The sequence below is a fragment of the Variovorax sp. GW821-FHT09D04 genome (genome assembly GCF_059416405.1).
In genome coordinates, this window is sequence record NZ_JBWKPA010000001.1 from 1,158,413 (window position 1) to 1,178,539 (window position 20,127).

The window sequence follows — 20,127 nt, forward strand, 5'->3', positions numbered from 1 at the left end:
GAAAAAGAGAGCCCGACGATGGACCTGCACATTCACCCCCTTGCCCGCACCCTCGAGGTCCGCCCCGGCGCGAACCTGCTCGAGGTGCTGCGCGAGCACCAGGTGCCGGTGTCGTACAGCTGCATGTCGGGGCGCTGCGGCACCTGCCGCTGCAAGGTGGTGTCGGGCCAGCTGCTCGACGGCGGCCAGGACGCGATCCGGCCCGACGGGCAGGGCGAGCGCTACGTGCTGGCCTGCCAGAGCACGCTGACCGAAAGCTGCACCATCGAGATTCCCGAGCCCGACGAGGTCGTGGTGCACCCGGCGCGCGTGCTCAAGGCCACGGTCACGGGCATCGACGTGCTCACGCACGACATCCGCCGCCTGCGCCTCAAACCCAACAAGCCGCTGGCGTTCTCGCCGGGCCAGTACGCCCAGCTGCAGTTCGGCCCCGAGCTGGCTCGGCCGTATTCGATGGCCGGGCTGAGCCGCGACGCGGAGCTCGAATTTCACGTGCGCCGCGTGCCGGGCGGCCGCGTCACCGCCCACATCTTCGAGCAGCTGCGCGTGGGCGACACCGTGCGCGTGAGCGGCCCGCTGGGCACCGCCTACCTGCGCACCAAGCACCGCGGGCCGATGCTCTGCGCGGCGGGCGGCACGGGGCTCGCGCCCATCCTGTCGATCGTGCGCGGCGCGGTCGCGGCGGGGCTGACGCAGCCGATCCATCTCTACCTCGGCGTGCGTTCCGACGCCGACGTGTACGGCCTGCCCGAGCTGCGTGAATTGCAGGCGCAGCACCCCGGCCTGAAGGTGCACGTCGTGGTGGTCGCCGGCCCCGCGCGCGACGGCCAGCGGCTGGGGCTCATCACCGACGCGATCCGCGCCGACCTGCCCGCGGGGCTCGACGGCTGGCGCGCCTACCTGTGCGGCTCGCCACCGATGGTGGAGGCCGCGAGCCGGCTGGTGCAGACGCACGGCCTGGCGCCCGAGCAGACGCATGCCGATGCCTTCTACCTGCAAGGCACCTGAAGAACCGAACAAGAGAAAAGGAGACCCGATGACCACGCAAGCCGTTTTCCCCATCGAGCTGCACTGGGAGAGCGAGAAGACCAGCCGCATTCCCTTCATGGCCTACACCGACGAGGCCCTGCACAAGAAGGAGCTGCAGCGCTTCTTCTACGACAAGCACTGGTGCTATGTCGGCCTGGAGGCCGAGATTCCGAACCCGGGCGACTTCAAGCGCACCACCATCGGCGAGCGCTCGGTCATCCTGTCGCGCGACGAAGAAGGCGCGATTCACGTGTTCGAGAACGTCTGCGCGCACCGCGGCATGCAGTTCTGCCGCGAGCGGCACGGCAACAAGAAGGAGTTCGTCTGCCCCTACCACCAGTGGAACTACACGCTCAAGGGCGACCTGCAGGGCGTGCCGTTCCGCCGTGGCGTGAAGCAGGACGGCAAGGTGCACGGCGGCATGCCGGCCGACTTCAAGACCGAAGACCACGGCCTGAACAAGCTCAAGGTCGCGTCGCGCGGCGGCGTGGTGTTCGCGTCGTTCGACCACGACATCGAATCGTTCGAAGACTTTCTCGGCCCCGACATCCTTCACTACTTCGACCGCCTGTTCGACGGCCGCAAGCTCACCATCCTGGGCTACAGCCGCCAGCGCATACCGGGCAACTGGAAGCTCATGCAGGAGAACATCAAGGACCCGTACCACCCGGGCCTGCTGCACACCTGGTTCGTGACCTTCGGGCTCTGGCGTGCCGACAACAAGTCGGAGCTGAAGATGGACGCGCGCGGGCGCCACGCCGCCATGATCTCCACGCGTGGCAGCGCCGGCAAGGCCGCGCAGGTGACGCAGGTGTCGAGCTTCAAGGAAAGCATGCAGCTGAAAGACCCGCGCTTTCTCGACATCGTGCCCGAGCCCTGGTGGGGCGGGCCGACAGCGGTGATGATGACGCTGTTCCCCAGCCTCATCCTGCAGCAGCAGGTCAACAGCGTGTCGACGCGCCACATCCAACCCGTGGGCCATGACGCCTTCGATTTCGTCTGGACGCATTTCGGCTTCGAGGACGACACGCCCGAGATGACGCAGCGCCGCCTGCGCCAGGCCAACCTGTTCGGGCCGGCGGGCTTCGTGTCGGCCGACGACGGCGAGGTGATCGAGTTCTCGCAGGAAGGCTTCGAGCAGAAGCCCTACCACCGCACGCTGGCCGAGCTCGGCGGGCGCGAGGTGGAGAACACCGACCACATGGTGACCGAGACGCTGATCCGCGGCATGTACCGCTACTGGCGTGAAGTGATGGAGGCCGCATGAGCACGCTCGACACCGCCACCTACCTCGACCTGTCGCGCCTGTATGCGGCGTACGCGCACGCCGTCGATTCGGGCGACTGGGATCTGTGGCCCGCGTTCTTCACCGAGCAGTGCAGCTATCGCCTGCAGCCGCGCGAGAACCACGAACGCGGCCTGCCGCTGGCCACGCTCTCGTTCGAAAGCCGGGGCATGCTCGAAGACCGCGTCTACGGCATCAAGGAGACGCTGTTCCACGACCCGTACTACCAGCGCCACGTGGTGGGCCTGCCGCTGGTGCACCGCGTCGACGACGACGGCACCATCCACAGCGAGGCCAACTACGCGGTGTTCCGCACCAAGCTCGACGGGTCGTCGACCGTGTTCAATGTCGGTCGCTACATCGACAAGGTCGTGCAGACCCCCGAGGGCTTGAAATTCGCGGCGCGCCTGTGCGTGTTCGACAGCGAAATGATCCCGAACTCCATCATTTACCCCATCTGAAATAGAGCCATGCCAGAAAAAGAACCAGAGACCCACGGTGCCCCTTTGCGCCGCTTCACCGACCCGGCCTACGTGCCGCTGTGCGCCAACCTCGCTGAAGTGCGCGAGAACATCGACCGGCTCGACCGCCAGATCGTCGCGCTGCTGGCCGAGCGCGGCCGCTACGTGAGGGACGCCGCGCGCTTCAAGCGCGACGCCTTCCAGGTGTCGGCGCCGCAGCGCCAGCAGGAAGTGATCGACAAGGTGAAGGCGCTCGCCGAGAAGGAGGGCGCCTACCCGGAGGTGGTCGAGGCCGCCTACCGCGCGCTCATCGCGGGCTTCATCGCGCGCGAGCAGCAGGATCACTTGGGCATGGTCGACGTGGAGGGGCAGCCATGACGCGCGCACGCCTCTTCGTCGCCTTCACCGCCGTGGCCCTGGCCGCGGCTGCCCATGCGCAGGACTGGCCGCAGCGCCCCGTGCGCATCGTCGTGCCGTTCGCGGCAGGCTCGTCGCCCGACATCCTGGCGCGCATCGTCAACGACAAGCTCGCGGCGCGCATCGGCCAGCCGCTGATCGTCGAGAACAAGCCCGGCGCGGGCGGCAACAGCGGCACCGATGCGGTCTCGAAGGCGCAGCCCGACGGCTACACCTTCCTGCTGTCGGTGAACGCGCCGCTGGTCTACAACACCATCCTCTACAAGAACCTGCCGTACGACCCGTTCAAGGACCTCGTGCCGGTGTCGCTGGCCGCGACCACGCCGAACGTCTGCGCGGTCTCGAATTCGATGGGCGTCGATTCGGTCAAGGGCTGGCTGGCGGCGATGAAGAAGAACCCCGGCAAGTTCAACTTCGCCTCGACCGGCAACGGCTCGATCTCGCACCTGGGCGTGGAGCTCATCAAGGCCAAGACGCAGTCGTTCGCTGTGCACATTCCGTACGCGTCGTCGGGCCAGGCCGTGACGGCCATCGTGCAGGGCGACGTGCAGTACGCCTGCCTGCCGCCGGTCACGGTGATGCCGCAGGCCAAGGCCGGGCGTCTCAAGGCGCTGGCCGTCACTTCGGCCGAGCGTTCGGCATTGCTGCCCGACCTGCCGACGTTGCGTGAGTCAGGCCTGCCCGACATCCAGGCCGTGCCATGGTTCGCCTACATGGCGCCCAAGGGCACGCCGAACGACGTGGTGCAGCGCATGAGCCGCGAGATCGCTGCCGCGCTGAAGGACCCCGAAACCGTCAAGCGCCTGCAGACCGCGTACTTCGACCCCGTGGGCAGCACGCCCGAGGGCCTGTCGAAATTCATGGACGAGGAACTGCGCCGCTGGAAGCCGGTGATCGACCGCGCCGGCCTCAAGCCCGATTGAGACAAAGGGAGCACACGATGAGCACGATGACCTGGGTCGACGCCGCGGCGGTCGACGACGTTCCCGCCGACGACGTGGTCGGCATCGAGGTGCAGGGGCGCGACATCGCGCTGTACGGCACCGACGACGGCATCCACGCCACCGACAACATCTGCACGCACGGCCATGCGCGGCTGTGCGACGGTTTCCTCGAAGGCCACGAGATCGAATGCCCGCTGCACCAGGGCCGCTTCGACGTGCGCAGCGGCAAGGCCATGTGCGCGCCACTCACCGAAGACCTGCGCACCTACCCGGTGAAGATCGAAGGCGGGCGGGTGTTCCTGGCGTTCGAGGGCTGAACTGTTCTGCCTGCGGCGGGGCCGATCTGTATCGGTTCGCGCCCGACCGGTTAGCGACAATGGCGGTCCGTTTTCCTGGACATCCGATGACAGAACCACACAGCCGCGACCAGATCGCCGACCTGATTGCCGCCGAACTGGGCCACCGCTTCGACGGCGAGATCCTGGCCGGTGGCCATTACGTGCCGCTGGTGCGCGACGGCCGCACCGTCTACCTCAGCGGCCAGGTGCCGCGCGTGGGCACCACGGTGGTCGTCACCGGCCGTGTGGGCGATGCGGTGTCGCTCGACACCGCGCGCGAAGGCGCCCAGATCTGCGCGCTGCGCAGTCTCGCGCTGCTTCGGCGCGCACTCGGCTCGCTCGATGCGGTCGAGAAGGTGTTGCGCGTCGGCGTGTTTGTGCAGTGCACCGCCGACTTCACGCAGCAAAGCGAGGTGGCCGATGCCGCGTCCGACCTGCTGCACCGCGTGTTCGGCGAAGCCGGCGTGCATGTGCGCACGGCGGTTGGCGTCTATGCGCTGCCGAAGAACGCGACGGTCGAGGTCGAGATGACGGTCGCCACGACCCACGCCGCCTGACCTAGGAGCGTTCGCGGCGCGCGGGTTCGCTGCGGTGCAGGTGCACCGCCAGCGTGTCGCGCGGCGGGCGCACCGCGCATTGCGCCAGCAGCCGGCCGGCTTCGCCCCGGTGGTAGCCGTTGTGCGTCACGACGTGGGCCAGCATTTCTTCGCGTGTCATCCGGCCCTTGTCGCCGTCGGTGAACACGAAGGGCAGCGCCTCGGCCAGCAGCGCCGGCGTGAGCGTGTCGAGATACGCCAGATACCAGCGGTCGGACTCGGCCACGGCCGCGCGCAGGTCGGCCAGCGTGGGCGTTTCGGGCGTGTTGTCGTCGGTGAAGCCGTGCGGCGTGCCCGTGAGGTGGCCCGCGAAGATCCGGTTCACCACATGGGCATGGTTGACCACGCGGATCGCGGCATGCCGGGCGTCGGCGTGCTGCACGGGGTCGAGGCTGGCCATGCGGTCCAGCAGCTCGTCGTTGGCCCACGCGTGGTACTGGAACAGCGTGCGCAGCAGGGGTGGGGCGCTCATGTCGGGTGTCCTTGTCATCGGGGAACCCGGATGTTCGCGGCAGGTGCGGCGCCTGTCCACCCGAAACAGGATCAGCGCTCGCCGAGCATCCAGCGCGTGCGGTCGCCGCGTCCCGGCAGGTGCAGCGCGGCGGTGGCCGCGGGCGTCTCGGCCAGCAGCCGGCCCTTGCGGAACACCTTGAGCCGCGTCGCGCGCAGTCGGATGGCCTCGACCGGGTCGCGCGCCTGCAGCAGCACGAAGCTGGCGTCGCAGCCGGCTTCCAGGCCGTAGCCGTCCAGGTGCATCACGCGCGCCGCGCGCGTGGTCACGGCCTCGAAGCACTGGTGGATGCCGGCCTGGCCGGTCATCTGCGCCACGTGCAGGCCCATGTGGGCCACCTCGAGCATGTCGCCCGAGCCCATGCCGTACCACGGGTCCATCACGCAGTCGTGGCCGAAGGCGACGTTCACGCCGGCCGCCAGCAGCTCGGGCACGCGCGTCATGCCGCGGCGCTTGGGGTAGCTGTCGTGGCGGCCCTGCAGCGTGATGTTGATGAGCGGATTCGACACCACGCTCACGCCGCTCTCAGCGATCAGCGGCAGCAGCTTGCTCACGTAGTAGTTGTCCATCGAGTGCATCGAGGTGCAGTGCGAGCCCGTCACGCGGCCCTGCAGGCCCAGGCGCAGCGTTTCGGCGGCCAGGGTCTCGATGTGGCGCGAGAGCGGGTCGTCCGACTCGTCGCAGTGCATGTCGACCAGCTTGCCGCGCCCGGCGGCCAGCTCGCACAGCAGCTTCACGCTGGCCGCGCCGTCGGCCATGGTGCGCTCGAAGTGCGGAATGCCGCCGACCACGTCCACGCCCTTGTCGAGCGCGCGCGTGAGGTTGTCGACGCCGCCCGGCGAACGCAGCACGCCATCCTGCGGAAAGGCCACCAGCTGCAGGTCGATGTAGGGCGCCACCTGGCGCTTCACCTCGAGCAGCGCATCGACCGCGAGCAGGCTGGGGTCGCTCGTGTCCACGTGCGAGCGGATCGCCAGCAGGCCCTTGGCCACGGCCCAGTCGCAATACGCGAGCGCGCGTTCGATGAGCGCATCGGCCGTGAGCAGCGGCTTGAGCTCGCCCCACAGCGCGATGCCTTCGAGCAGCGTGCCGCTCTGGTTGACGCGCGGCTGGCCGTAGCTCAGCGTGGCGTCCATGTGGAAATGCGGGTCGACGAAGTGCGGCGCGAGCAGCAGGCCCTGGGCGTCGAGCGTCTCGTGCGCGGGCGCGGCCAGGCCGGGCGTGACCTCGGCGATGCGGCCGTCCTGCACGGCGACCGACATGCCGGTGCGGCCGTCGGGGAGGGTGGCGTTGGTGATGAGGAGGTCGAGCATCGGTGGGGTGTCTTTTTTCGAAGGGCGCTCAGCGCGTGCGCTGCGCGCGGAAGCGGTATTGCCCTGCGGCCGGCCCGACCTCGATGGTCACGCGGCGCAGCTTGTCGTCGTGGCCCGAGTCGGCCTTGGCCGTCACCACGATGCCGCGCGGCGTGGCGCGACAGGTGAGTTCGCTCAGGGAAATCTCCGCGTGGTCGTTGTCGAGCTCGGCGATGGCGGTCGTGTGTACGGCGTAGAGGCTGTAGCTGCGGTCGGCTTCGCCGCGCGCCATCCACTGCACGTAGAGGAACGACTGCGCGAAGGCTTCGGCGTGGATCACGCGGTAGGTGCCGTGGTGGTCGGGGCCCCAGGTGCCGCAGGTCTGCACCCAGGTGACGGCGTCGTGGGTGGCGAAGCGCTCGGGGCCGTAGTCGGCACCCAATGCATGAGCGCCATTGCCGGCCAGGGCGAGCAGCGCGGTGGCCAGCAGGCGACAAAGGCGGGGCCGCGTCATCGGCATGTCAGCGTTCTCCCTTGCGGTAGGGTTTCATCAGCGCCTGCGGGTAGCTGGCCTTGCGCGCCACCAGCACCAGCGCCAGGATCGACAGCAGGTAGGGCAGCATCAGGTACAGCTGGTAAGGCAGCACGGCATCGCCCGATTGTTGCAGCCGCAGCTGCAGCGCGTCGAAGAAGGCGAACAGCAACGCGCCGAGCAGGGCCTTGCCGGGCCGCCACGAGGCGAACACCACCAGCGCCACGCAGATCCAGCCGCGCCCGTTCACCATGTTGAAGAAGAAGGCGTTGAAGGCCGACAGCGTGAGGAACGCGCCGGCCACGCCCATCAGCGCCGAGCCCGCCACGATGGCGCCGGTGCGCGTGGCCGCGACCGACACGCCCTGGCTTTCGGCCGCCTGCGGGTTCTCGCCCACCATGCGCAGCGCCAGGCCCAGCGGCGTGCGGTACAGCACCCAGGCCACCGCCGGCACCAGCAGCAGCGCGAACAGCGTGAGCGCGGTCTGCGCGCCGAGGATCGGCACGGGCAGCCAGTCCATCGGCGCGAAGGGCGTGATGGTCGGCGGCGTGTTCACCTTCGGAAAGCTCACGCGGTAGCCGAAGTAGCTCAGCGCCGTGGCCAAGAGCGTGATGCCCAGCCCCGAGACGTGCTGCGACAGCGCGAGCCCGACGGTCAGGAAGGCGTGCAGCAATCCGAACACCATGCCCGTGAGCGCGGCCACGCCGACGCCGGCCCACAGCGGCGCGCCGGCATACACCGCGAGCCAGCCGGTGAAGGCGCCCGCGACCATGATCCCCTCGATGCCCAGGTTGAGCACGCCCGCGCGCTCGCACAGCAGCACGCCCAGCGTGCCCAGGATGAGCGGCGTGGCGATGCGCAGCACCGCGACCCAGAAGGCGGGGTTGGAAAGAATGTCGAGCAGATCGGTCATTTCGTCACTCGCACGCGGTACTGCGTGAGCAGCGTGGCCACCAGCACCGCGATCAGCGAGGCCGCGACGATCACGTCGGCGATGTAGGTCGGCACGCCCACGGCGCGGCTCATGGTGTCGGCGCCGACCAGCACGCCGGCCACGAACACGCCGGCAGCGATCACGCCCAGCGGGTGCAGGCCGGCGAGCATCGCGATCACGATGCCCGTGTAGCCGTAGCCCGGCGACATGTCGAGCGTGACGTAGCTGGTGCGGCCCGCCACCTCGATGGCGCCGGCCAGCCCGGCCAGCGCGCCCGAGAGCAGCGCCACCATCACCACGGTGCGCGTGACCGGCACGCCGGCGAAGGCGGCGGCGCGGGCATTGGCGCCCACCGCGCGGATGTCGAAACCCAGCACCGTGTACTTGAAGATCGCCCACACGATCACCGCGAGCGACACGGCCCACAGCAGCCCGGTGTGCACGCGCGTCTGCGCGATGAGCTTGCCCAGCTCCAGGTCGGACTGCAGCGACACGCTCTGCGGCCAGCCCATGGCCGTCGGGTCTTTCATCGGCCCGTCGAGCAGCGCCGACACGCCCAGCAGCACGATGAAGTTGATGAGCAGCGTGGTGACCACTTCGTCGACGCCGAGCTTGTTCTTCATGAGCGCCGGGCCCAGCAGCATCAGCGCGCCGGCCACCGCTGCGGCCAGCATCATCAGCGGGAACAGCACCCAGGGCGACAGCTCGAAGCCCGTGCCGCCGTGCATGCCGCCCACGGCCACGGCAGCGAGCGCGCCCGCGAACAGCTGCCCCTCGGCGCCGATGTTGAAGAGCCGCGCCTTGAACGCGACCGTCGCGGCCAGGCCGGTGAGGATCAGTGGAATGGCCCGCGTCAGCGTCTCGCTCCACGCGAATACCGAGCCGAAGCCGCCCTGCAGCAGCAGCGCGTAAGTGCGCCCGACCGGCGCGCCGGCCCAGCGCACGAGCAGCGCGCTCACCAGCAGCGTGAACACGACCGCGCCGATGGGGGCCAGCACCAGCGCGGCGCGCGAGCTTTCGTGGCGTCGTTCGAGGCGCATCATGCGGCGGCTCCCGGGCGTTGCGGCGCCGTGGCGCCGGCCATCGCCAAGCCGATGGCCTCGCGCGTCCAGGCTGCGGCCGGGCGCGCTTCGCCGAGGTGGCCGCCGTGCATCACGGTCACGCGGTCGCCGAGCGCGAGCACTTCGTCGAGGTCGTCCGAAATCACCAGCACCGCCGCACCGGCATCGCGCGCGGCAATGAGCTGCTGCTGCACATAGGCGACCGCGCCGATGTCCAGGCCCCAGGTCGGCTGGTGCGCGACGATGAGGCGCGGAGCGCGGTTCGGGTATTTCTTGTTGTCGGTGTCTTGTTCCACTTGCTCGGGCGCCAGCAGCGCCCGCCCCAGGATCAGTTTCTGCATGTTGCCGCCCGAGAGCGAACGGGCCGGCGACATCAGGCCGGCACCGCGCACGTCGAAGGCTTTCTCGATGCGCCGGGCGTGCAGCCGCGCCGCGGCGCGCCGGACGATGAACGACCAGCGCGAGAACACCGGGCTGCGCAGCCGCTCGGACACGGCGTTCTCCCACACCGGCAGGTCGCCGACCACGCCGACCGCGTGTCGGTCTTCGGGGATGCGCGCCACGCCGCGCTGCACCAGCCGGGCGGGCGAGGGCGGCAGCGCGCGGCCCATGAACTGCGCGCTGCCGGAGACGGCGCGGCGCGTGCCGCTCAGCAGCTCGGCCAGCGCGACCTGGCCGTTGCCGGAGACGCCCGCGATGGCGGTGATCTCGCCCGCGCGCAGCGTGAGCGACACCTCGCGCAGGCGGTCCTGCCCGCCGTCTTTGGTCGATGCGGTGCTCACGTGGTCGAGCACGCACACCGCGTCGCCCACCGACTTGGCGGGCCGGCGCTGCGGCGCCTCGACAGCATGGCCGACCATCCACAGCGCGAGCTGCGCCTGCGTGGTGTCGGCCGTGCGCGCTTCGGCGACCAGCTTGCCGCCGCGCAGCACCGCGATGCGCTGCGACACGCGCAGCACCTCGCCGAGCTTGTGGCTGATGAAGATCACCGACAGGCCCTGCGCCACCATCTGCGCGAGCGTGGCGAAGAGCGCCTCGCTCTCCTGCGGCGTGAGCACGGCCGTGGGCTCATCGAGGATCAGGATGCGCGCGCCGCGGTACAGCGCCTTGAGGATTTCGACGCGCTGGCGCTCGCCGACCGAGAGGCTGCCGATGGTCGCGTCGGGCTGCACCGGCAGGCCGAAGCGCTGGGCCACCTCGAGCAGCCGCGCGCGGGCCGCCGCACGGCGCGAGACCGGGCGCCACAGCGGCTCGGTGCCCATCGTCACGTTGTCGAGCACGCTGAGGTTGTCGGCCAGCGTGAAGTGCTGGTGCACCATGCCGACGCCGGCGGCCAGCGCGGCCTTGGGGTTGCCGGGCGGCAGGGGCGAGCCGAAGACTTCGATGCGGCCTTCGTCGGCGACGTAGTGGCCGAACAGGATCGACATCAGCGTCGACTTGCCAGCGCCGTTCTCGCCGAGCAGCGCGAGCACTTCGCCGGCCTGCAGGTCGAGGGAGATGGCGTCGTTGGCCACGAGCGGGCCGAAGCGCTTGGTGATGCCCTGGAGGCGGAGCACGGTGGGGTTCATGGGCAGACAGGTGGCGACGGCAGGTCGCGGCAGAAATTCTCGATGGCCCGGGCGGAGGCGGCGGGCGAGGCCTGCAGCAGGCCGTGGGGGCCGTCGAGCTGCACCAGGTGCAACGCCGACAACCCGCGCTGAATGGCGGCCACCGCGCGGCGCGGCACCACGCGGTCCTGCAGCGCCTGCAGGTACATCGCCGGCACACGCACCAACGGCAGCTTGTCGCGCACGTCCACGCGCTGCACTTCCTTCATGCGGTGGGTCATGACGGCGACCGACACCTGCTTCAGCGAAGCCTGGAGCATGTCCGACAGGTGCGGCGACGCCGAGCCGCCCAGCAGCAGGTGCCGCATCGGCGCGCGCATGAACTTCGAATGCAGCAGGCGCATCGACAGGTCGAGCAGGCCCGCGCGCATCAGCGCCAGGCCGGGCGCGGGCCGGCGCGCGAAGCTGCAGCACAGGATGAGGCCGCGCAGCCCCGGCGGGCGCGAGGCCGCGAGGGAGATGGCCAGCGGCCCGGAAAACGATTCGCCGAGCAGCACAAAAGGCTGCTGCGTCGGCAGTTGCGCACGCACCAGCGGCTCGAGTTCGTCGTAGCCCAGCACCTGGCGGCCCGGGTAGCGCACGACGTCGATGGTGGCCTGCGGCCCCAGGGCCTGCGCCAGCGGCGCGAAGAGATCGCCGGTGCCGTCCATGCCCGGCAGCAAGACAAGACGAGGCAGGCGCCCGGGCGCCACCGTCACTTCCACGCGGCCAGGAAGGCCAGCATGACCTTGGCCGAGTTGTCGGCCGCGATGCTCATGAAGGTGCCCATCTCGTTCTCGCCGTCGCCGCCGCCCGCGAGGTCGCTGAGCGAGCGGAAGGCGATGTAGGGCACGCCGTTGCTGTAGGCGACCATGCCCACGGCGGCGGTTTCCATGTCGAGCACGTTGGCCTGGAAGGTCTTGTAGGTGTATTCGCGGTACGCCTTGTTGTCCATGAAGGCCTGGCCCGACACGCCGTTGCCGCCCACCATCAGCTGCGGCTTGCGCGGCAGGCACTTGCCCGCGCCGCAGTTCGCCAGCTCGACGTTGCGGATGCTGCGCGCCACCTCGAGCATCTTCGGATCGGCCGCGAACCAGAACTTGCGCTCGATGCCCGGCTTGGCGGCCGAGCGCACCTCGACCGGGCGCGGGAAGTTCATGCCGAAGTTGGGCAGCGTGGCGTCGGTGATGAAGGGCGGCGCGCTGTACTTGCCGGGCGCGGTCTCGCGCGCCATGAGCACCTCGAGGTACTGGCCCCACTGGGCCGGCACCGTCACGTCGCCCACGTGCAGCGACGGGTTCACGCCGCCCGCGATGCCGCTGAACACGATGCCGGTGATGCGAAAGCGGTTGAGCACGAGCTGCGTGTTCATGGTCGCGTTCGTCATGCTGATGCCCGAGAGAAACAGCACCACGGGCTTGCCTTCGAGCGTGCCGGTGGTGAACTCGACACCGTTCACGCTGTGTTTGCGGGGGCCCTGCAGGCGCGTGAGCAGCAGCTTGAGCTCGGGCTCGAAGGCCGAGATCACGGCCAGGCGCGGCGTGTCGTCCAGCCGCGTGCTGCTGTTGATGCTGACGACGTCCGACTTGTAGACGCCGACGCAGCCCGTCAGCACGAGGCCGAGCGCGGCGGCCAGGACCGGGCCGCGCAGGCGCTGGAGAAGCGAGGAAGTGTTCGTCATGGTCATCAGGAGTTGGTGGGCGGGAGTGAGGGGCGGTGTGCGGCGTCGGGCGTGGCGATCCAGGCTTGCAGCGCGGCGACGCGCGCGTGCTTCGGTGCCAGGCCGACGAAGGTGGTGTAGGCGGCGAGCGCCTTGGCGTCGTTGCCGGCCTGCAGGTAGGCGTCGCCCAGGTTCAGGTAGGCGAGGGCGCGGCTGCCGTCCATGTCGATGGCCTGCTCGAACCAGCGCGCGGCCTCGACCGGCTTGCCGCGCTTGAAGTACACGAAGCCCAGGTTGTTGGCCGCCAGTGCAAAGCGCGGCTGCAGCTTCAGCGCCTCGGTGAAGGCGGCTTCGGCCTCGTCGTAGCGGCGCTCGCGGTACAGCTGCAGGCCGCGGTCGTTGGCGCGCTGCGCGGCCACGCGCGGCGTGAGCGGCGCGGCGGCCGGCATGGTCAGCTTGGTGTCGGCGCCTTCGAGGTTCTTCACCACCACTTCGACGGCAGCCGGGCCGGCCTTGGCCGCCTTGGCCGCCTTGGGTGTGGCCGCCGCATGCACGGCCTGCTCGTTGGCCTGGTCGATGCGCTTGTTGACCTGGCTGGCGGCGGCGTCGAGCTGCAGGCTGTCGCCGCTGAGGCCTTCGCGCTCGACGGGCAGCGCGAACACGAACTCGCCGCCCTCCGAGCCCGGCAGGCTGCCGAAGGCCGGCGTCTGCCGCGCGATGGCCGAGACCGCCGGCGCGACGTAGGCCGCGAGTTCGGTGCCGGTGATGACGTTGTCGCCGTTCAGGTCGGCCTTGCCCGACAGCGCCTGCAGCATCGTCCAGGTGAAGACCGAGTGGCCGCCGGGGCCGTCGTCGGCCACCTGCTGGTCGGCGCCGCCGGCGGTGAGCATCTGGCGGCCGATGCGGCGCGCGTTGTCGGTCAGGAAGTTCCTGTTGCCCTGCGCCGCGCCGCCGCGCGTGAGGCCCAGGCCCGAGTAGCAGGCGTCCACGAGGAACAGCACGTGCTTGGCCGACAGCGCCTCGGCCACTTCCTGCAGCTGCGGCATCGAGATGGCGTCGGACGGCAGGTTGTCCAGCGTGGCGTCGACCGGCACGATGTAGCCGACGTCGCGCCCGCTCGCGAGCTTGCGGGTGCTGCCGTGGCCGGCAAAGAACACCAGCACGCGGTCGTCGCGCTTCACGCGCTTGCCGTCGGTCAGTTTTTCGTTCAGCGCGCGCAGGATGTTGGCGCGCGTGGCCTGGTCGTCGTACAGCGCCGTGATGTTCTCGGGCTTGAAGCCGAAGCGCGTCATGAGCAGCTGCTCCATGGCCTTGGCGTCGGGCACCGCGTGGTGCAGGCCGGGCCATTTGGCGTACTTGTCGATGCCGATCACCAGCGCGTGGCTCTCGCGGTAGAGCGTGTCGCCCGAGGTGGCGGCCACGCCGTCGTCGGGCGCGGTCTTTTTCGAGGCGCTCACGACGAACTTGCCGTCGCGCCAGGTGGCGAAGCGGTAGCCGTCGGCCACCAGCTGGTCGAGCACCGTGGGCAGGGCCTGCACGGTGCGGCCCTGGATGTCGTGGAACAGGATGACGCCGCGCTTGGCCTTGTCGACTTCGGCCAGCACGCGGTCGGCGATCGACTTGGGCACCGGGTCGGCCCAGTCCATCGAGTCGACGGTCCACATCATGGAGCGCAGCTTGAGCGCCTCGACCGTGCTCAGCTTGGCCTCGTTGCGTGCGCCGTACGGAAAGCGAAAGAGGGTGGACTGCGGCCGGCCGGTGGCGTCGAGCAGCGCCTCGGTTTCGCTGGCTTCCACGCGCACCGCGTCGTCCGTCATCTTGGCCATCATGCCGTGGCTGAAGCTGTGGTTGGCGAGCACGTGGCCGGCGGCCAGCACGCGCTTGGCCGCCGCGCCGGTGGCGCTGAGCTGGGCCTTGCCCTGCGCGTCGAGCTTGCCCAGGTTGCGCCCGAGCTGGAAGAAAATGGCGGGCGCGTCGTAGCGCTTCAATATCTCCAGGATCTCGTCGGTGTGTTTGGCGTGCGGGCCGTCGTCGAAGGTCAGCACGACGGTCTTGGCGGGCAGCGAGGTGCCGAAGATCTCGCGTGCGTCCGCGCTCTCTTTTTCCTTGGCGCCGCCCGGGGGCTGCGTGTAGGGGACGATGGCGCCGAAGTCCTTCAGGATCTGCTCGCGCGAATACAGGCCCTGCAGCTTGGCCACGTAGTCGGCCCACTTCTCGCGCTTGGGCTCGATGCCGCGCTGGGCGAATCGGCCGAACACGTCTTTCAGCTCGCGGTCGTAGGCCTGCTCGATCTCGGCGAGCACGGCCAGGTCTTCGCTGGCGCGCCGGCCGAGCTTGAGCCCGGACAGCGACTGCGCCTGGCTGTAGCGCGTGCTCAGCTCGAACAGGAACTCCTTGAACGCCAGCCGGTCGGCATCGAACCAGCTCGGCTCGCTCTCGATGCGGTCGAGCAGCGCGTTCAGGCCCGCCACCGCGGCGGGGTCCGTCATGTCCGCGGCCTGGGCGATCAGCGCCTGCTGGCGCTCCTGCATCTCGTGGAACAGCTGCTGCCCGACGGCGCTGACGGCGCGCTTCTCGGCCGCCTCGAGCGCACGCTCGCCGGTCATCAGCACGATCATCTGGCGGTGCGCGGCGAGCAGGGCGTCGGCGCGCGCCTGCAGCGCGGCTGGAATGCCGACCGGCGCTGCGACCACCGGCGGTGCGACGGCAGCGGGTGCCGAGGCGGCCGATGCAGGCACCTCGGCCGCCGGGGCCGGGGCCGCCGGCTCAGGTTGACAGGCGGCGAGCCCGGCGGCCAACGCCGCGATGGCCACGCCATGGATTGCGGTCTGCCATCGCGCACGCTTCATGGGTTCGGGTCTGCTCGCTTGTCTGTCTGCTGGTTACTTGGCGGTGGACTTCGGCTGGGCGTCGTCCACCTTCACGGTGAACTTGCCGGCCAGGATGTCGGCCTGCTTCGCCTTCACCTTCGCCACGACGTCGGCCGGCACCTTCTTCTCGAAGGTGCCCAGCGGCGCGAGCTCGGAGCCCTTGTGCTTCATGTGCGAGTACACGCCGTAGTCTTCGGCGGCGAACTTGCCTTCCTTCACCAGCTTGATGGCGCGGTCAGCCGAGGGCTCGAAGTTCCACAGCGCCGAGGCCACCACCGTGTCGGGGTACTGGGCCTGCGTGTCGATCACGTTGCCGATGGCGAGCTTGCCCTTTTCCTTGGCCGCGTCCGACACGCCGAAGCGCTCGGCGTACATGATGTCGGCGCCCTTGTCGATCATCGCGAAGGCCGCTTCCTTGGCCTTCGGCGGGTCGAACCAGCTGTTGATGAAGCTCACGCTGAACTCCACCTTCGGGTTCGTTTCCTTCGCGCCCGCCATGAACGCGTTCATGAGCCGGTTCACCTCGGGAATCGGGAAGCCGCCGACCATGCCGATGCGGTTGCTCTTGGTCATGCCGCCCGCGACCATGCCGCTGAGGTAGGCCGGTTCCTGGATGTAGTTGTCGAACACCGAGAAGTTGGGCGCCTGCGGCTTCAGCGACGAGCCCATGAGGAACGCCACCTTGGGGAAGTCCTTCGCGACCTTGCGCGCCGCCGCTTCCACACCGAACACCTCGCCCAGGATCAGCTGGTTGCCGCCCGTGGCGTACTCGCGCATCACGCGCTCGTAGTCCGCATTGCTCACGTTCTCGGTGGCCTTGTATTCGATCTCCCCACGCGCCTCGGCCGCCTTCAGCGCCTTGTGGATGCGGCCCACCCATTGCTGCTCGAACGGCACCGTGTACACGGCAGCCACCTTGAGCTTGGCCTGCGCGAGCGCAAGGCCCGGGGCGCCCGCCGCAAGCGCTGCGGCAACGGCGATGGAACGAACGATCAATTGACGGCGTGCTGTCACGGTCTTCTCCTCGATGAAATGAAAGAACCACCCTGCAATCCCCATGCCCACCAACAGAGCCCGCCCTCGCGGCGGGCTCCCTTCCAGCAAACACCGAGGAACCGGCTCCGCCGGGCCTCAGGTGTTGCCCCCGGTAGGGGGAAGGAGCAGCGACACGAAGTGCGCGAAGCCTGGGGGCGAGCCTTACTTCGTGCCGAAGATGCGGTCGCCGGCGTCGCCGAGGCCGGGCAGGATGTAGCCATGGCTGTCCAGCTCGCGGTCGATGGCGGCGGTGTAGATCGGCACGTCGGGGTGCGCGGTCTGCATCGTCTTCACGCCCTCGGGGCAGGTCAGCAGGCAGACGAACTTGATCGACTTGGGGTTGAGTTCCTTCAGCCGCTCCACCGCGGCCACGGCCGAGTTGCCAGTGGCCAGCATGGGGTCGACCACGATCACGTCGCGGTTCTCCATTTCACCGGGCATCTTGAAGTAGTACTCGACGGCCGTGAGCGTCTTGGGGTCGCGGTACAGGCCGATGTGGCCGACGCGCGCGCCCGGCACCACCGTGAGCATGCCGTCCAGGATGCCGGTGCCGGCCCGCAGGATCGACACCAGCACCACCTTCTTGCCGTCGATGACCTTGGCCTGCATGGTCTCCAGCGGGGTCTCGACCTCGATGTCCTGCATCGGCATGTCGCGCGTGACCTCGTAGGCCATCAGCATGCTGATTTCGTTCAAGAGCCGGCGAAAGCTGTTGGTGGAGGCGTCCTTGCGGCGCATCAGTGTGAGCTTGTGCTGGACGAGGGGGTGGTCGACGAGGTGGACGTTGCTCATTGGAGTCTTCTTTTGGTGTGCCGTTGCGGAAAACAGGAGAGTCTAAAAGACTAGAAGACGGTGCCGTCGCTCTCGATCTGCAGCGGTGGCGCACCGTTTCGCAAGCGCTGTGCCAGCACCCGGCCCGCGGCCCAGGTGCCGCCTTCGAGCACGCAGGCCAGGGGCAGCTCTTCCTCGGTGCAGTCGAGCACCTTGCGCACGCGCGGGGCGATTTCGTCGAGCAGCGCCACGGTGAGGGCGCGCCATTCGACGATGAACTCGTCGCCGGCCTTCCAGCGGCGGGTGAGAAAGGCCGGCTCGCGCGGCACGATCACGCCGCTGTCGATCAGCAGGCCGCCGTTGCGGTACTCGGGCAGGGCGGTGAGCGCGTCGAGGTGGCGCACCTTCACACCGGCCCATTCGAAGGGTTCGAGCAGCGAATACGTGAGCCACTGCGACAGCTTGTGGAACGGCATCCAGCCGTTGGTGAGCCCGGGGCCGGCGACGGCGCTGTGGCGCCAGCAGTCGCCCAGCGCGAAGGCCGGGTCGCCCGAGCCGATGCCGCCCGCGTTGTCGCTGCCGTCGGCCGCCAGGCTGTCGATGGCGTTGGCCGAGGGCCAGATGTGGGAGAGGGTGTCGAGCAGCAGCGACAGGATCTGGTGCGCCGTGATCTCGGCCGTGGGCGGCGAGGCCGCGCCCAGCGGGGCCACGAGCGCGTCGAAAAGGCCGGCGGGCCGGCCGTCGTCGCCAAAGGTCTCGGGCTGTTCGCTCATGGCCTCGCCGAGGCGGCGCAGCAGCACCGCGCGCCCGGCCAGGCCGACCAGCGGATTGACCTCGCTCACCTGGAAGGCGTCGCCCAGGCGCTCGGTCACGAGGCCGCGCAGGCCGGCCGCGTCGGCCTGCAGCGGGTGGTTCGGGTCGGACGAGAAGAGCCCGCTGGTGAACGCATGGAAGCACGCCACGCCCAGGCCTTCGGAGCGCGTGAAGCGCAGCCCGGTGGCCGGTTCGGTGTAGTGCCAGGTCGGGCCGGCGCCGGCGTCGAGCAGCACGCTCACCAGCGTCAGGTCGATGTGGGCGCGGGCGCGCTGGCGGGCGTCGAGGCCTTTGCCGAGCAGCGCGTCGAGCTGCAGGCGGCGGTCGACGCCGCCGGCCTCGAAGTGGCGCCAGCGGCTGTGATACGGGATGGTGTCCCAGGGGTAGCGCTCGCGCGTGACCTCGGCCACGGTGCGCGCCGCGTCTTCGAGCGCGTCGTCGCTGCCGATGCGGAACCACTGCGATTCGCCGCGGCGCGCCCGCGCCAGCAGGGCGCCCGCGCGCTGGCGGATGGCGGTGGTGGTGCGCAGCAAGGTGGCGGCGCCGGCCGGGTGGGCGGTGTCGGGCGCGAACTCGATCGACGGATCGACAGCGCCCGCGCCGCCGGGGCGCAGGCTGCCGGAACCGTCGGCGGGCAGGTCGATGTCGGTGCTTCGGCTCATTCGCTCAATCCCCGGCCCTTGGCCTTTTTCAGTTCCTCTGCGTCCGGCACCGGGCCGGGGGTGAAGTAGCCGGCCGCCATCTTGGCGTCCATCTCGACGCGGGCGTCGGCCGGGATCAGTTCGTCGGGAATGTTCACGCGTTCGCCGATCTCGATGCCCGAGCCGGTGATGGCGTCGAACTTCATGTTGCTCATCGACACGAGGCGGTGGATCTTCTTGATGCCCAGCCAGTGGAAGACGTCGGGCATCAGCTCCTGGAAGCGCATGTCCTGCACGCCGGCCACGCACTCGGTGCGCGCGAAATACTGGTCGGCCGTGTCGCCGCCGACCTGGCGCTTGCGGGCGTTGTAGACCAGGAACTTGGTCACCTCGCCGAGCGCGCGGCCTTCCTTGCGCGAGTAGGCGATGAGCCCCACGCCGCCGCGTTGCGCGCCCTGGATGCACTCTTCAATCGCGTGCGTGAGGTAGGGGCGACAGGTGCAGATGTCGGAGCCGAACACGTCGGAGCCGTTGCACTCGTCGTGGATGCGGGCGGTGAGTTCCACGTCGGGGTTGGCCAGGTCGCGCGGGTTGCCGAAGATGTAGAGCGTCTGCCCGCCGATGGGCGGCAGGAACACCTCGAGATCGGAGCGCGTGACCAGCTCGGGGTACATGCCGCCAGTCTCTTCGAAGAGCGTGCGGCGCAGGTCGGTTTCCGAGCAGCCGAAGCGGCGTGCCACCTCGGGCAGGTACCACACGGGTTCGATGGCCGCCTTGGTCACCATCGCCGCACCGCCCGTGGTGAGGAAATGGCCGTCAGCCTTGAGGCGGCCGCTTTGCAGCGCCTCGATCACCTCGGGCAGGATCACGTGGGCCTTGGTGATCGCGATGGTCGGGCGGATGTCGTAGCCGGCCGCGAGTTCGGTGGAAAACACGTCGGCCACGAGCGCGCCCCAGGGGTCGAGCGAGACGATGCGCCCCGGCTCGCTCCACTGCGGATAGGGGCCGATGACGTCGGTGGGCGCGGTGTTGGTGAGGTCGGCCTTGTGTTCGCGCTTCAGGGCGCCGGCCGCCACGGCGAGCGCGCGGTACACGCTGTACGAGCCGCTGTGCGTGCCGATGACGTTGCGGTGCGCGCGCTTGGTGGTGGTGCCGACCACGGGGCCACGCTCGGTGGCGGTGGCCGCGCCCCAGTGGATGGGCAGGGCGCCGAAGCCGCCGGCATGCGAGGTCAGGCGGATGTGGCCGGTCGAGGACGAGGGGTGGAGCGGAGGGCTCTGCGCCGGGCTGGCACCGGTCGCGGTCGGCAAGGCGGAAGGGAGCGCGGTACTGTCTGCAGACATTTGAGGCC

At 69.6% G+C, this 20,127-nt stretch carries 20 protein-coding genes; 7 read left to right on the forward strand and 13 right to left on the reverse strand.

Annotation, left to right across the window (positions count from 1 at the left end; translation table 11 throughout):
- The first annotated feature begins 18 nt into the window (after positions 1-18).
- The 7 genes from AC07O4_RS05370 to AC07O4_RS05400 all read left to right on the forward strand — a co-directional run bounded on the left by AC07O4_RS05370 (position 19) and on the right by AC07O4_RS05400 (position 5,031).
- Positions 19-1,008, forward strand: coding sequence for a 2Fe-2S iron-sulfur cluster-binding protein (locus AC07O4_RS05370; RefSeq protein WP_495303931.1), 990 nt, complete (start codon positions 19-21; stop codon positions 1,006-1,008).
- Between the two features lie 28 nt (positions 1,009-1,036).
- Complete coding sequence (locus AC07O4_RS05375) at positions 1,037-2,296, forward strand: aromatic ring-hydroxylating dioxygenase subunit alpha (RefSeq protein WP_495303932.1); 1,260 nt, start codon at positions 1,037-1,039, stop codon at positions 2,294-2,296.
- A complete protein-coding gene (locus tag AC07O4_RS05380) occupies positions 2,293-2,775 on the forward strand; it encodes an aromatic-ring-hydroxylating dioxygenase subunit beta (RefSeq protein WP_495303933.1) in 483 nt (160 codons plus the stop codon). The genes AC07O4_RS05375 and AC07O4_RS05380 overlap by 4 nt, the downstream gene beginning before the upstream one ends.
- Before the next feature lie 9 nt (positions 2,776-2,784).
- Positions 2,785-3,153, forward strand: coding sequence for a chorismate mutase (locus tag AC07O4_RS05385; protein WP_495303934.1), 369 nt, complete (start codon positions 2,785-2,787; stop codon positions 3,151-3,153).
- Positions 3,150-4,115 carry a Bug family tripartite tricarboxylate transporter substrate binding protein gene (locus tag AC07O4_RS05390; protein ID WP_495303935.1) on the forward strand — a complete coding sequence of 322 codons (966 nt, stop codon included), beginning with the start codon at positions 3,150-3,152 and terminating at the stop codon, positions 4,113-4,115. Before AC07O4_RS05385 ends, AC07O4_RS05390 begins: the two co-directional genes overlap by 4 nt.
- A 17-nt stretch (positions 4,116-4,132) precedes the next feature.
- Positions 4,133-4,453 carry a non-heme iron oxygenase ferredoxin subunit gene (locus AC07O4_RS05395; RefSeq protein WP_056580656.1) on the forward strand — a complete coding sequence of 107 codons (321 nt, stop codon included), beginning with the start codon at positions 4,133-4,135 and terminating at the stop codon, positions 4,451-4,453.
- 86 nt (positions 4,454-4,539) lie between these two features.
- Positions 4,540-5,031: a RidA family protein gene (locus tag AC07O4_RS05400; RefSeq protein WP_062477794.1), complete on the forward strand. Its 492-nt coding sequence runs from the start codon at positions 4,540-4,542 to the stop codon at positions 5,029-5,031.
- A gap of 1 nt (position 5,032) precedes the next feature.
- Here AC07O4_RS05400 and AC07O4_RS05405 read toward each other — a convergent pair whose 3' ends face one another.
- The 13 genes from AC07O4_RS05405 to AC07O4_RS05465 form a co-directional block, all read right to left on the reverse strand.
- The gene (locus AC07O4_RS05405; protein WP_095948601.1) at positions 5,033-5,542 is read right to left on the reverse strand and encodes a DinB family protein; all 510 of its coding nucleotides are present in this window, start codon (positions 5,540-5,542) and stop codon (positions 5,033-5,035) included.
- A gap of 71 nt (positions 5,543-5,613) precedes the next feature.
- Positions 5,614-6,894, reverse strand: a complete 1,281-nt coding sequence (locus AC07O4_RS05410; RefSeq protein ID WP_495303936.1) for an amidohydrolase family protein — start codon at positions 6,892-6,894, stop codon at positions 5,614-5,616.
- A 28-nt stretch (positions 6,895-6,922) separates the two neighbouring features.
- Positions 6,923-7,387, reverse strand: a complete 465-nt coding sequence (locus AC07O4_RS05415; RefSeq protein ID WP_495303937.1) for a hypothetical protein — start codon at positions 7,385-7,387, stop codon at positions 6,923-6,925.
- A 7-nt stretch (positions 7,388-7,394) separates the two neighbouring features.
- On the reverse strand, positions 7,395-8,318 hold the full coding sequence (locus tag AC07O4_RS05420) for an ABC transporter permease (protein WP_062477785.1): 924 nt from the start codon (positions 8,316-8,318) through the stop codon (positions 7,395-7,397).
- Positions 8,315-9,379 carry an ABC transporter permease gene (locus AC07O4_RS05425; RefSeq protein ID WP_390349899.1) on the reverse strand — a complete coding sequence of 355 codons (1,065 nt, stop codon included), beginning with the start codon at positions 9,377-9,379 and terminating at the stop codon, positions 8,315-8,317. Before AC07O4_RS05425 ends, AC07O4_RS05420 begins: the two co-directional genes overlap by 4 nt.
- Complete coding sequence (locus tag AC07O4_RS05430) at positions 9,379-10,968, reverse strand: ABC transporter ATP-binding protein (RefSeq protein WP_495303938.1); 1,590 nt, start codon at positions 10,966-10,968, stop codon at positions 9,379-9,381. Before AC07O4_RS05430 ends, AC07O4_RS05425 begins: the two co-directional genes overlap by 1 nt.
- Entirely contained in the window at positions 10,965-11,711 is a 747-nt protein-coding gene (locus tag AC07O4_RS05435; RefSeq protein ID WP_495303939.1) for an alpha/beta fold hydrolase, read from the reverse strand. Before AC07O4_RS05435 ends, AC07O4_RS05430 begins: the two co-directional genes overlap by 4 nt.
- Positions 11,702-12,673, reverse strand: coding sequence for a 5'-methylthioadenosine/S-adenosylhomocysteine nucleosidase (locus tag AC07O4_RS05440; protein WP_495303940.1), 972 nt, complete (start codon positions 12,671-12,673; stop codon positions 11,702-11,704). The genes AC07O4_RS05435 and AC07O4_RS05440 overlap by 10 nt, the downstream gene beginning before the upstream one ends.
- Entirely contained in the window at positions 12,673-15,495 is a 2,823-nt protein-coding gene (locus AC07O4_RS05445) for a polysaccharide deacetylase family protein (RefSeq protein ID WP_495303941.1), read from the reverse strand. Before AC07O4_RS05445 ends, AC07O4_RS05440 begins: the two co-directional genes overlap by 1 nt.
- A 33-nt stretch (positions 15,496-15,528) precedes the next feature.
- Positions 15,529-16,530, reverse strand: coding sequence for a BMP family protein (locus AC07O4_RS05450; protein WP_056582550.1), 1,002 nt, complete (start codon positions 16,528-16,530; stop codon positions 15,529-15,531).
- A gap of 183 nt (positions 16,531-16,713) precedes the next feature.
- Positions 16,714-17,343 (reverse strand): uracil phosphoribosyltransferase, encoded by a 630-nt coding sequence (upp, locus tag AC07O4_RS05455; protein ID WP_062477764.1) that lies wholly within the window; start codon positions 17,341-17,343, stop codon positions 16,714-16,716.
- Positions 17,344-17,393: 50 nt separating this feature from the next.
- Positions 17,394-18,797: a URC4/urg3 family protein gene (locus AC07O4_RS05460; RefSeq protein WP_495303942.1), complete on the reverse strand. Its 1,404-nt coding sequence runs from the start codon at positions 18,795-18,797 to the stop codon at positions 17,394-17,396.
- Positions 18,794-20,119, reverse strand: coding sequence for a GTP cyclohydrolase II (locus AC07O4_RS05465; RefSeq protein WP_062477758.1), 1,326 nt, complete (start codon positions 20,117-20,119; stop codon positions 18,794-18,796). Before AC07O4_RS05465 ends, AC07O4_RS05460 begins: the two co-directional genes overlap by 4 nt.
- Positions 20,120-20,127 lie beyond the last annotated feature (8 nt).